Raw genomic sequence first — 12,370 nt, 5'->3', positions numbered from 1 at the left:
TCGAGCGATTTTGTTGCAGTGCAACATAGATCTTGACGTCACATGCTGCATCGCACATAGAACGCGTGCTGGTCGATCCTGCGAGTCGGGGGAGCGGCCTTGTCGATGTCCGGCTCCAGAGGAATGCCCGAGAGGGCATCTTGCATCTCATGACGTTCCAGCCCTTCGACAAGATCCCCGCCTTCGACAAATCCGGCGTCGATTCCATGATGAAGAGCGTCTCGCTCGTCTCCAAGACGAACCAGACCGCCGGCCTGGAAATGGCCGATTTCGCCAAGCAGTCCTTCGAGCTCGGCACCGCGACCATGAAGAAGCTGGCCGAGGCGAAGAGCCCCCAGGTCGCCATGGAAATCCAGGCCGAATTCATGAAGGCTTCCTATGAGCGCATGGTCGCCCAGGCGAAGCTCGTCGGCGGCTTGTACAGCGAACTCGCCAAGGAGATCGGCAAGCCGCTCCAGGAGCTGACCAAGACCAATCTCCCCGTCGCCAGCTGAGCGACCCGGCGGGCGCGAACGGCCCGCTTTTCGAGAATGACGTTTCGGGGCGATCGGGCGAGGCTCGATCGCCCTTTCTCGTGCGGCACGGCACCCCGCGAGCGGCGGGACGGGAGAATGCATCCGACGGTGGGGGCGCTGGTCGTCTCTGCCGGCGGACAAGTGCGCGCAGGCGACTGGCGAAGTCCGGAAACGGCCTATAGATTAACGATCCAGCAGGTGCGTCGCGCAGGCGTGCCCTCGGGAAGCCGGTCGGTTCTTCTCACCCCGCATCCGGACTCCTCTGCCAAGAATGGGGTCGCAGCTATTCCGATGTTCGACGACCTGATGCGGTTATCCGCGTCTCACGTCATGGATCAGGGCCGGCTAGCCCCGCGCCGTGACGACGATGCGCCGCGCGCCGCCATGCCGGTTCCGCGATCCGCCGATCCGATCGGGCCCGGCGGCAACGACGACGGCCGTTCCGGCACCGCGATCATCACGCGGACCAAGCCGAAGACCAAGCGGCCGAGCCTGTACCGCGTGCTCCTTCTCAACGACGATTACACGCCGATGGAATTCGTCGTGCACGTCGTCGAAAAATTTTTCAACAAGTCGAAGGAAGACGCCTACCAGATCATGATGCACGTTCACCAGAACGGCGTCGGCGAGTGCGGGATCTTCACCTACGAGGTGGCGGAGACCAAGGTGACGCAGGTCATGGACTTCGCGCGCAAACATCAACATCCTCTCCAGTGCGTCATGGAAAAAAAATAGGCACCCCACACGAGGACCCGCTTTTGCCCAGCTTCTCTCGCAGCCTAGAACAAGCTCTCCACCGCGCCCTGGCGCTCGCCGGCGAGCGCCGGCACGAATATGCGACGCTGGAGCATCTGCTCCTCGCCCTGGTCGACGATCAGGATGCCGCGGCCGTCATGCGGGCCTGCAACGTCGAGGTCGATACGCTCAAGCGCAGCCTCGTCGAATACGTGGATACCGAACTCGCCAACCTGATCGGCGACGGACGCCAGGATGCCAAGCCGACGGCGGGCTTCCAGCGCGTGATCCAGCGCGCGGTCATCCACGTCCAATCGTCCGGCCGGGAAGAGGTGACCGGGGCCAACGTGCTGGTGGCGATCTTCGCCGAGCGCGAGAGCCACGCCGCCTATTTCCTGCAGGAGCAGGACATGACCCGCTACGACGCGGTCAATTACATCAGCCACGGCATCGCCAAGCGGCCCGGCGCGTCCGAGCCGAAGCCCGTCCGTGGTGCGGAGGAGGAATCCTCGTCCGAGCGCCCGAGCGGCGAGGAGGGTGAGAACCGCACCAAGAAGAAAGGTGACGCCCTCGAAGCCTATTGCGTCAACCTCAACAAGAAGGCCCGCGACGGGCGGATCGATCCGCTGATCGGCCGCGAGAGCGAGGTCCAGCGCACGATCCAGATCCTCTGCCGCCGCCAGAAGAACAATCCGCTTCTGGTGGGTGATCCCGGTGTCGGCAAGACCGCGATCGCGGAGGGGCTCGCCCGCAAGATTATCAACAAGGAGGTCCCCGAGGTCCTCATCGACGCGACCGTGTTCTCCCTCGACATGGGCACGCTGCTCGCCGGAACCCGCTATCGCGGTGATTTCGAGGAGCGCCTCAAGCAGGTGATGAAGGAGATCGAGGCCCACCCGAACGCGGTGCTCTTCATCGACGAGATCCATACCGTGATCGGTGCCGGCGCCACCTCCGGCGGGGCCATGGACGCGTCCAACCTGCTGAAGCCGGCCCTCGCCAACGGCTCGCTCCGCTGCATCGGCTCGACCACCTACAAGGAATACCGCCAGTATTTCGAGAAGGACCGTGCCCTGGTGCGGCGCTTCCAGAAGATCGACGTCAACGAGCCGTCGATCCCGGACGCCATCGAGATCGTGAAGGGCCTGAAGCCGTATTTCGAGGAGTTCCACAAGCTCAAATACACCACCGAGGCGGTCAAGGCCGCGGTGGAGCTGTCGGCCCGCTACATCAACGACCGCAAGCTGCCGGACAAGGCGATCGACGTGATCGACGAGACCGGCGCCTCGCAGATGCTGGTGCCGGAGGCCCGCCGCAAGCGGACGATCGGCGTGAAGGAGATCGAGGCGACCATCGCCACGATGGCCCGCATCCCGCCCAAGACCGTCTCCAAGGACGACGCGGTGGTTCTCAAGAACCTCACCGAGAACCTGAAGCGCGTTGTCTACGGCCAGTCGAGCGCCATCGAGGCGCTCACCTCGGCGATCAAGCTCGCCCGTGCGGGCCTGCGCGATCCCGACAAGCCGATCGGCTCCTATCTCTTCGCCGGCCCCACCGGCGTCGGCAAGACGGAGGCCGCCAAGCAGCTTGCCGCCTCGCTCGGTATCGAGATGCTGCGGTTCGACATGTCGGAATACATGGAGCGCCACACGGTCAGCCGACTCATCGGCGCGCCGCCCGGCTATGTCGGCTTCGACCAGGGCGGCCTGCTCACCGATGGGATCGACCAGCATCCGCATTGCGTGCTGCTGCTCGACGAGATCGAGAAGGCCCACCCGGATTTGTTCAACATCCTGTTGCAAGTCATGGATCACGGCAAGCTCACCGACCACAACGGCAAGCAGGTGGATTTCCGCAACGTCATCATCATCATGACGACGAATGCGGGCGCGTCCGATCTGGCGAAATCGGCCTACGGCTTCACCCAGACGAAGCGCACGGGAGACGACGTGGAGGCGATCAACAAGCTGTTCGCGCCGGAATTCCGCAACCGACTCGACTCGATCATCTCGTTCGGACACCTGCCGAAGGACGTGGTCGCCAAGGTGGTCGACAAGTTCGTCCTTCAGCTCGAAGCGCAGCTCGCCGACCGCAACGTCACCATCGAACTCTCGGACGAGGCACGCGAGTGGCTGACCGAGAATGGCTACGACGAGGCGATGGGCGCGCGGCCCATGGCTCGCCTGATCCAGACCACGATCAAGACGCCGCTGGCCGACGAGGTCCTGTTCGGGCGCCTCAAGGATGGCGGTGCCGTCCGCGTCGTGCTCAGGAAGGCCGAGAATGGGGAGACGATCGCGCAGAAGGATGCGCTCGCCTTCGAGTTCCCGGCCGGTCCGGTGACGCCGAAGCCGGAAAAGGACGTCACCAATGCCGGCGGCAAGCGCAAGCGCAGCCGGGCCAAGGCGGCTCCGCGCAAGAAGGACGAGGCCAAGAAGGACGACAAGGGCGGTTCGGGCGGCGTCCGCACCGTGCCTAAGGTGCCTCTCGTCCGCGCCTGAACCCGGTGTCGTTTCGTTGAACGGGGCATGGTTTCCTCACGACGGGGAGGCCGTGCCCCGCTTTCGTTCGGCGCCGAAAAGAACGGTGTGCCGGTCGACAGGCGGGAGATCGCTCGCTAGAGCATCGTCCCGGATATCGCGTCCGGAGCGGTGCTCAGGCTTACGTCTCGCATCGGTTTTCTCGGAAAAGCGGCATCCACTTTTCGGGCCGATGTCCTAGCTACCGCGTTCGGAAGGGTGCATCGGCGCCCGGTCGACGTCGAATCATGCGAGGGGGCTCGCGACGCGACACCACACATTCCGGCTTCCATGCCGGGTCACGCCGATGAGGCGGGACGTGTGTGGGACCGTCTGGCCGCTCGCGACAATGGGGGACTATCCATGAGCGACCTGCAAGAGGGCCCCCTGACGCCGCTCTCCGGCCAAGCGCCCCACGCACCTGCCCGGCCGCAGAAACTGACCCGGCGCGAGGAGCGCCGCCGCCGTCGGATCCGCCGCCGGCGAGGCGAAGAGATCCTCGGTTGGATCCTCGTTCCGATCATCTGCTACGGGATCTACTGGGGCGTCAGCGCAGGTTTCGAGGTCCTCGGCACGACACCCGGGACGGTCTGGGACCAGCTGATGCAGGTCAAGCAGATGCTGGAGAAGAAGGCCTGATCCTCACCGACGGGTGAGGGCATGGACCGAGAACAGGCGGTGCGGGTCGGTCCAGCTCCGCGCCACGTTCCAGCCGGCCTGATCGGCAAGGCCGCGGAATCCCTCGATCGTGTATTTATAGCTGTTCTCGGTGTGGATGGTTTCACCTGCCGAGAAACCGAAGCGACGACCGGCGAGAACCACCTCCTGGGCGCGCAGACTGACGAGATGCATCTCGATCCGCGAGGTCTCGGGAGCGAAGAAGGCGCGGTGGGCGAAGGACGCCGTGTCGAAATCGGCGCCGAGTTCGCGGTTGATACGATCGAGCAGGTTGAGGTTGAACCTCGCCGTCACACCGGCCGCATCATCGTAGGCCGCATCCAGCACGGCCTTGTCCTTCACGAGGTCGACGCCGACGATGAGGGTGGCATCGCGCCCGAGGACCCGTCCGAAATGGGCGAGCAGGTGGGCGGCCTGGGGAGGCTCGAAATTGCCGATCGTCGAGCCCGGAAAGAAGCCCGCCACCGGCCCATCGGACAGGCCCTCGGGAAGGGTGAAGGGCCGGGTGAAGTCGGCGGCCACCGGCAGGATCGACAGATTCGGAAAATCGCCCGACAGCGTCTCCGCCTCGCTCCGCAGGAAACTCTCCGAGACGTCCACCGGCACGTAGGCGGCAAGGTCTCTGAGATGGGAGAGGAGCCGCCGAACCTTCACCGTGGAACCGCTGCCGAATTCGACGAGATTCGCCTGGGCCGGCAGAACCGCCGCGATGTCCGGCCCCGACGCGTCGAGGATGCCGATCTCGGTCCGCGTCGGGTAGTATTCCGGCTGGCGGGTGATCGCCTCGAACAGATCCGAGCCGATCTCGTCGTAGAAATACTTCGCCGGAACGAACTTCTGTGCCGCTGCGAGGCCCACCAGCACATCGTCCAGGAACTGCTGCTCCGGAGCGACCGCGGAGAGGGGTGTGGCGTCCGTGAAGACGGGATTGATGGTCACGGGCAGGTCTCCGAAGGACGCATACGCATAAGGAAAGAAGACGGTACTCAGTCGCGGTAATTCGACAGGCGAAGCCCCGTGAACTGCCAACGCTGGTGGGGATAGAAGAAGTTCCGATAACCGATCCGGGCATGTCCTTCCGACGTCGCTACGGAAGAGCCGCGAAGCACGAACTGGTTCGACATGAACTTGCCGTTATACTCGCCGAGCGCACCGGAGACCGGGCGGTAGCCCGGATAGGACACGTAGGCCGAGCGGGTCCATTGCCAGACGAGGCCGAAGGCATCGTCGAGGAGCCCGTCATTGGCCGCCGCCTCCCATTCGAACTCCGTCGGCAGGTCGCGCCCGGCCCAGCGGGCATAGGCATCCGCCTCGAAGTAGCTGACATGGGTGACGGGCAGACTCAGATCGATGCCCATCCGTCCGGCCAGCGTCATGACGGACCACTGGCCGGCCTCGTTGCGCTGCCAGTATCCCGGTGCCTCCCAGCCCTCGGCCTGGACTGCGAGCCATCCATCCGAGAGCCAGAGTTCGGGCCGGGCGTAGCCGCCATCCTCGATGAAGGCGAGCCATTGGGCGTTGGTGACGAGGCCCTTGTCGATCGCGCAGGGCAGGATCAGCGTCTCGTGACGCGGCGATTCGTTGTCGAACGAGAAGCCGTTCCCGTCATGCCCGATGCGCGTCACTCCGCCTGCGAGCTCGGCGAGACCCGCCTTCGCCTGCGACCTGGGGAACCGCCAGGCCTCGTCATAGACCGGCGCCAGCGGGTTCTGCGCGAAGGCGTGGAGGATGTCGGTGATCAGCAATTCCTGATGCTGCTGCTCATGATAGAGGCCGATCTCGAGGATCGGCAGCAATGCGTCGAGGGTCTCGTCGGACGCCTCCGACAGAAGCCCCTCCACGGCGCGGTCCACATGCGCGCGGTAGCCGGCCACCTCCTCGGCGGTCGGCCGGGTGATGAGGCCGCGCATGATGCGCGGCTGACGAGGCCCGGCGGCGACGTAGTAGGAATTGAACAGGTAGTGCAGGCGCTCGTCGTAGAGGCGGAAGCCGGGCAGATGATCGCGCAGCAGGAACTGCTCGAAGAACCACGTGGTATGGGCCCGGTGCCACTTGGTCGGGCTGGCATCGGCCATGGACTGGATCTGCTGATCTTCGGGAGAGAGCGGTGCGGCACGGCGCTCGGTCTCGTCCCGCACCGTGCGAAAGGCGGCGATCCAGGCGGCCCGGTCGACCGGCCTCGCAGAGACGTCAGGCGGCGGGAAAGCCGCCCTGTCCGATCGATCCTGCAAGGTCCCGCGAATTGCCGCCGTCGCTGCCATTTCGATCACTCCGCTCATCTTTGACGAAGCGGAAATATGACTCGCGCGCGTTTCGACAACGGCTTGCGATCCGCGCCCATCGTCGCGGGGCGGGTCCACAGAAAGCCGGGCCTTTTTAACGCCGCAGTGACACGGCCTTAACCCTGACTGCCCGACACTCGTCCATCCACGCACAGTGTCCGGGCAAGACTCGTATGCGGATCGATCTGATGGCAGGAGCGACGACAGCGGCCCTGGCGGCCGAGATCCGGCGGGCGCCGACGATCCTCGTCTTCGATTCCGGGCTCGGCGGCCTCACGGTCCTCGATCAGGTGCGGCGGGCACGGCCGGACGCACGCTATGTCTATGCCGCGGACGACGCTGCCTTTCCCTATGGCCGGTTGTCGGAATCGACTCTGGTGGAGCGCGTGCTCGCGGTGATGGCGCGGCTTCTCGCCCGCCACGACCCCGATCTCGTCGTCATCGCCTGCAACACCGCCTCCACCCTGGTGCTACCGGCCCTCCGGGCACAGTTCTCGACGCCCTTCGTCGGCGTGGTACCGCCGATCAAGCCGGCGGCCGAGGCGACGCGCTCGCGCCTGATCACCTTGCTGGCGACGCCGGGGACTGTGGCGCGGCCTTATACCCACGATCTGATCGAGACCTATGCGAGCGCCTGCTCGGTCACCCTCGTCGGGTCGCCCAATCTCGCCGCCTATGCCGAGGCCGAACTCGCGGGCCGGCCCATGGACGATTCCTCGCTCGCCGCCGAGATCGCACCGTGCTTCGTGGAGAGCGAGGACGGGCGGCGCACGGACGTGGTCTGCCTCGCCTGCACCCATTACCCGCTGCTGCTCGCGCGTTTCCAGCGCCTCGCCCCCTGGCAGGTGACCTGGATCGATCCCGCCCCCGCCATCGCCCGCAGGGTGACGCAGCTTCTCGGCCCATCCCGGCGCGACCCGCGCGACGACGTCCCTCCCGGGCTCACGGCCTTCACCAGCGGCATCGGCATCACCGCGTCCCTACGTCGTTCCCTCGATGCCAGGGGCGTCGGCGACGTCGCCGTGGAATCGATGCCGCTGGCCCTGCAATAGATCCGTTGCCGTCTCGGCATTGACCTTCTGACGTCCGTCGCCTATTCACCGCGACAGTTACGGGGCTCCGAGAGGGGCCCCGCAGCTTTTTCAAGCGCACCCGTGAGCGGCAATGTCCGCTCTGTCGTTCCGCTTCGGCCCTGGGCCGTTATCGGAAAGAGGAGGGCGCGTTCCTCGACCAATCTCACTCGCTGAGAGGAACCGCGATGTCAAAACGTATTCAGGCGAAGCACAAGCTCGATCGCCGTATGGGCCAGAACATCTGGGGCCGCCCGAAGAGCCCCGTCAATCGCCGCGAGTACGGCCCCGGCCAGCACGGCCAGCGCCGCAAGGGCAAGATGTCCGACTTCGGCACGCAGCTGCGCGCCAAGCAGAAGCTCAAGGGCTACTACGCCAACATCACCGAGAAGCAGTTCCGCCGTTACTACGCCGAGGCGATCCGCCTGCGCGGCGACTCGAGCGAGAACCTGATCGGCCTGCTGGAGCGTCGCCTCGATGCGGTCGTGTACCGCGCCAAGTTCGTGCCGACCCCCTTCGCCGCCCGCCAGTTCGTGAACCACGGCCACGTGAAGGTGAACGGCCGCCGCGTGAACATCGCCAGCTTCCTCGTGAAGCCGGGTGACGTGATCGAGGTGAAGGATTCCTCGAAGCAGCTCGAGATCGTCGTCGTCGCCGCGCAGCTGCCCGAGCGTGACGTGCCCGACTACATCGAGGTCGATCATGCCAAGATGACCGCCCGCGTCACCCGCGTGCCGAGCCTCAGCGAGGTTCCCTACCCGGTCCAGATGGAACCGAACCTCGTCATCGAGTTCTATTCGCGCTGATCCTCGAACGGATCATCGCCGATACGAAAAGGCCGCCCGGGAGGGCGGCCTTTTTTGTTGCCGCTTCGAGAGGCGGCATCGATACCGCTGGAGGCCGTCGGGTCTTCTACTGAAGCCTACGCCGGCGTGTCGGCCGTCACTGCGCCCGACGTGCGAACCACAGCGTGCCCATACCCAGTGCCAGCGCACCGAGGGGAAACAGCAGCATGGTCAGGATGTGTAGTCCATCACCGTAGCTCCCGGAGAAAGCCTCTGGCCATCCAATGTAGGGCCGCGCTGGCACATCAGCAAAGCAGGGAGATCGACAGCGTAAGCCAGGATCGGCCGACATCGCCGGGTGAAGCGCCGCGCCGAGCGAACATCGGGGCCAAGCCTCCGACGGCGAACAGGGCGATCGCCAGCCCGTTCACATAGGTCGCCGTCAGCTTGGAGCGCTCGTTGGCGACGAGCTTGCTGCGGTCTTCGTCGGGCTCGCTCATCCGTTCTCACGTGAGGGCAGATCGTCATCGGATGACCCGAGTGCGAAACCGGGTGATACGGCGGCATTCGACCATGTGCTTCGGGTCGGCCTTCGAGCGGGAGTCCGCGACCACTGCCCCCCGCATGGACGGCTATACTCGCTCCTCGCCATGCGACGAGGAGCGAGTTTGGCGCTCAGCCGCGATTGCCGATCGGCACGTATTCGCGCTTGTCGGGGCCGATATAGAGCTGGCGCGGGCGGCCGATCTTCTGCGAGGGATCCTCGATCATCTCGGCCCATTGGGCGATCCAGCCGACCGTCCGCGCGAGGGCGAACAGCACCGTGAACATCGAAGTCGGGAAGCCCATCGCCTTGAGGGTGATGCCCGAGTAGAAATCGATGTTCGGGTAGAGCTTCTTCTCGATGAAGTACTCGTCCTTCAGGGCGATCTGCTCCAGCTGCACGGCGACTTCGAGCAGCGGATCGTCCTTGATGCCGAGCTGGGCCAGCACCTCGTGGGTGGTCTTCTGCATGATGCGGGCGCGCGGATCGTAGTTCTTGTAGACTCGGTGACCGAAGCCCATCAGGCGGAACGGGTCGTTCTTGTCCTTGGCCTTGGCGACGTATTTCGCCACGTTGTCGGGAGTGCCGATCTCTTCCAGCATCTTCAGCGCCGCTTCGTTGGCGCCGCCATGGGCGGGTCCCCACAGGCAGGCGATGCCGGCGGCGATACAGGCGAAGGGATTGGCGCCGGAAGAACCGGCCAGCCGAACGGTCGAGGTCGAGGCGTTCTGCTCGTGGTCGGCATGAAGGATGAAGATCCGGTCCAGCGCACGGGCGTAGATCGGGTTGACCACGAACTCCTCGCACGGCACCGCGAAACACATCCGCAGGAAGTTCGATGTATAGTCGAGGTCGTTCTTCGGATACACGAACGGCTGACCGATGGAATACTTGTAGGCCATCGCCGCCAGCGTCGGCATCTTGGCGATCATGCGCAGGCTGGCGATCATCCGCTGCTTGTCGTCCGAGATGTCGGTCGAGTCGTGATAGAAGGCCGAGAGCGCGCCGACGCAGGCGACCATGATCGCCATCGGGTGGGCGTCGCGGCGGAAGCCCTGGAAGAAGCGGTTCATCTGGTCGTGCACCATGGTGTGGCGCGTGACCCGGTAGTCGAAATCCGCCTTCTGGGCGGGGGTCGGCAATTCGCCGAACAGCATGAGGTAGCAGGTCTCGAGGAAGTCGCCCTGCTCGGCGATCTGCTCGATCGGGTAGCCGCGATACAGGAGGACGCCGGCATCGCCGTCGATATAGGTGATCTTCGATTCGCAGGAGGCGGTGGAGGTGAAGCCCGGATCGAAGGTGAACATGCCGGTCTTGGCGTGGAGCTTGCCGATGTCGATGACGTCAGGTCCGATCGTGCCGGTCTTGATCGGCAGATCGACTTGGTTGTCGCCCACGGAGATCGTGCTGGAGGCGCTCATGGAGACGTGGACCCTTTCTTGGCAGAAGGCAGACCTTGGCGGAGGGTAGCGCCGGCCCGCGTGGCGACATCCGCCACCCGACCCCGGAGCGCACCGGCAGAGTTATGCTGCAGGTGCTCACACGCCTATCGGGTTAGCGGATCGGCCGACCGCCTTCAACCGATCCCCCTCGCCACCCGGCCGCTCAAGCGAAAACCGGGCCGATCTGTCACTCGGCCGAGGCTTGGTCGCCGAGGCGGCCGAGGCATTCCTCGCGCCCGAGCACGGCCATCACGTCGAAGACCGGCGGAGAGGTCGCCCGCCCGGTCAGGGCGGCGCGCAGGGGCTGGGCGATCAGGCCGAGCTTGAGCGCGTTCTTCTCGGCGAAGCCGCGAACCGCGCCTTCCGTGGAGGCCGCATTCCATTCCGGCAGGTCGGCGAGGACGGGCAGGATCGCGGCGAGACGCCGGCGGGCCTCGTCGCCGAGAAGAGCCTTCGCCTTGTCGTCGAGGGCGAGGGGGCGCGATGCGGTGAGGTAGTAGGCGCTATCGAGGAGTTCGACGAGGGTCTTGGCGCGCTCCTTCAGGCCGGGCATCGCAGCCCCGAGTTTCGCGCGCAGATCCGGCGACAAAGTGCCGGGCAAGCCGCGCTCGGGGGCGAGCACCGGCAGGATCGTCTCGATCGCATCGACCAGAGCGGCATCGTCGGCGCCGCGGATGTAGACGCCGTTGAGGTTTTCGAGCTTGGCGAAATCGAAACGGGCGGCCGAGCGGCCGATCGAACCGAGATCGAAGGCCGCGATCATCTCATCGGTCGAGAAGACCTCCTGGTCGCCATGGCTCCAGCCGAGACGGACGAGGTAGTTGCGCAGGGCGGAGGGCAGGTATCCGAGGTCGCGATAGGCATCGACGCCCAGCGCCCCGTGACGCTTCGACAGCTTGGCGCCATCCGCCCCATGGATCAGCGGGATATGCGCCATGATCGGCGCGGACCAGCCCAGCGCGTCGTAGATCTGGCCCTGGCGGGCGGCGTTGGTGAGATGGTCGTCGCCGCGGATCACATGGGTGACACCCATGTCGTGGTCGTCGACGACGACGGCGAGCATGTAGGTCGGGTTGCCGTCCGAACGCAGCAGGACGAGATCGTCCAGATCCTTGTTGGCCCAGGTGACGCGGCCCTGGACCTGATCCTCCACCACGGTCTCGCCCTCGGCGGGCGCGCGCAGACGGATCACCGGCTTCACGCCGGCCGGTGCCTCGGAGGGATCACGATCGCGCCAGCGGCCGTCGTAGCGCATAGGGCGGCCCTCGGCGCGGGCGGCCTCGCGCATGGCGGTGAGTTCGTCCGGCGTGGCGTAGCAATGATAGGCGTTGCCCGAGGCCAGCAGGCTCTCGGCGACCTCCCGGTGCCGCGCCGCGCGGGCGAACTGATAGACCACGTCCCCGTCCCAATCGAGGCCGAGCCAGCGCAGGCCGTCGAGGATCGCGTCTATGGCCCCTTGCGTGGAGCGCTCCCGATCGGTGTCCTCGATGCGCAGCAGCATGCGGCCGCCGAAATGGCGGGCGTAGAGCCAGTTGAAGAGCGCCGTTCGGGCTCCCCCGATATGCAGGTAGCCCGTGGGGGAGGGGGCAAAACGCGTAACGACGGGTGACGACATCGGGCGGCTAAACTTGTGCGTGAAGGTGGGAGGGCGGATCGACCGGCCCGGAGCCGCGCATGTAGCATGCGTTTGCGGTGGCGTTAAGAAAACCGTCGCACCGATGCTCGGCGGCGGACCCTCGCTCGCACGGCATTCCTCACGCTTCGAGCATGACCGCGATCGAGCGTGAACCCGCGGAGGGG

11 protein-coding genes are annotated in these 12,370 nt (G+C 65.5%); 6 read left to right on the top strand and 5 right to left on the bottom strand.

The window, feature by feature from the left end:
* Positions 1-149 precede the first annotated feature (149 nt).
* The 4 genes from ACFQ4G_RS13960 to ACFQ4G_RS13945 all read left to right on the top strand — a co-directional run bounded on the left by ACFQ4G_RS13960 (position 150) and on the right by ACFQ4G_RS13945 (position 4,408).
* The gene (locus tag ACFQ4G_RS13960) at positions 150-494 is read left to right on the top strand and encodes a phasin family protein (RefSeq protein WP_238203962.1); all 345 of its coding nucleotides are present in this window, start codon (positions 150-152) and stop codon (positions 492-494) included.
* A 405-nt stretch (positions 495-899) separates the two neighbouring features.
* Positions 900-1,250 (top strand): ATP-dependent Clp protease adapter ClpS, encoded by a 351-nt coding sequence (gene clpS, locus ACFQ4G_RS13955; protein WP_238203963.1) that lies wholly within the window; start codon positions 900-902, stop codon positions 1,248-1,250.
* Between the two features lie 23 nt (positions 1,251-1,273).
* Positions 1,274-3,751, top strand: a complete 2,478-nt coding sequence (gene clpA, locus ACFQ4G_RS13950; protein WP_238203898.1) for an ATP-dependent Clp protease ATP-binding subunit ClpA — start codon at positions 1,274-1,276, stop codon at positions 3,749-3,751.
* Between the two features lie 381 nt (positions 3,752-4,132).
* Positions 4,133-4,408: a hypothetical protein gene (locus ACFQ4G_RS13945; RefSeq protein ID WP_238203900.1), complete on the top strand. Its 276-nt coding sequence runs from the start codon at positions 4,133-4,135 to the stop codon at positions 4,406-4,408.
* Positions 4,409-4,411: 3 nt separating this feature from the next.
* On the opposite strand, the gene egtD is transcribed toward ACFQ4G_RS13945, so the two are convergent.
* Both egtD and egtB read right to left on the bottom strand, forming a co-directional pair.
* Positions 4,412-5,386: an L-histidine N(alpha)-methyltransferase gene (egtD, locus tag ACFQ4G_RS13940; protein WP_238203902.1), complete on the bottom strand. Its 975-nt coding sequence runs from the start codon at positions 5,384-5,386 to the stop codon at positions 4,412-4,414.
* A gap of 47 nt (positions 5,387-5,433) precedes the next feature.
* The gene (gene egtB / locus ACFQ4G_RS13935; RefSeq protein WP_238203905.1) at positions 5,434-6,708 is read right to left on the bottom strand and encodes an ergothioneine biosynthesis protein EgtB; all 1,275 of its coding nucleotides are present in this window, start codon (positions 6,706-6,708) and stop codon (positions 5,434-5,436) included.
* A gap of 194 nt (positions 6,709-6,902) precedes the next feature.
* Between egtB and murI the strand changes: the two genes are divergently transcribed.
* Both murI and rpsD read left to right on the top strand, forming a co-directional pair.
* On the top strand, positions 6,903-7,781 hold the full coding sequence (gene murI, locus ACFQ4G_RS13930; RefSeq protein WP_238203907.1) for a glutamate racemase: 879 nt from the start codon (positions 6,903-6,905) through the stop codon (positions 7,779-7,781).
* Positions 7,782-7,987: 206 nt separating this feature from the next.
* A complete protein-coding gene (rpsD, locus tag ACFQ4G_RS13925; protein ID WP_238203916.1) occupies positions 7,988-8,605 on the top strand; it encodes a 30S ribosomal protein S4 in 618 nt (205 codons plus the stop codon).
* Positions 8,606-8,889: 284 nt separating this feature from the next.
* Here the strand turns inward: rpsD and ACFQ4G_RS13920 are convergent, their stop codons facing one another.
* The 3 genes from ACFQ4G_RS13920 to gltX form a co-directional block, all read right to left on the bottom strand.
* Positions 8,890-9,084, bottom strand: a complete 195-nt coding sequence (locus ACFQ4G_RS13920) for an amino acid transporter (protein ID WP_238203918.1) — start codon at positions 9,082-9,084, stop codon at positions 8,890-8,892.
* Between the two features lie 175 nt (positions 9,085-9,259).
* Positions 9,260-10,549, bottom strand: coding sequence for a citrate synthase (gene gltA / locus ACFQ4G_RS13915; protein WP_238203920.1), 1,290 nt, complete (start codon positions 10,547-10,549; stop codon positions 9,260-9,262).
* A gap of 208 nt (positions 10,550-10,757) precedes the next feature.
* The gene (gene gltX / locus ACFQ4G_RS13910; RefSeq protein ID WP_238203922.1) at positions 10,758-12,185 is read right to left on the bottom strand and encodes a glutamate--tRNA ligase; all 1,428 of its coding nucleotides are present in this window, start codon (positions 12,183-12,185) and stop codon (positions 10,758-10,760) included.
* Between the last annotated feature and the right edge of the window lie 185 nt (positions 12,186-12,370).

Origin of the sequence: Methylobacterium marchantiae, from assembly GCF_042679825.1 — a bacterium.
In the GTDB taxonomy this organism is placed as follows: Bacteria; Pseudomonadota; Alphaproteobacteria; order Rhizobiales; family Beijerinckiaceae; genus Methylobacterium; species Methylobacterium marchantiae.
The sequence above is the reverse complement of the archived record's forward strand: the minus strand, read 5'-3'. Positions and strand labels throughout refer to the sequence as shown.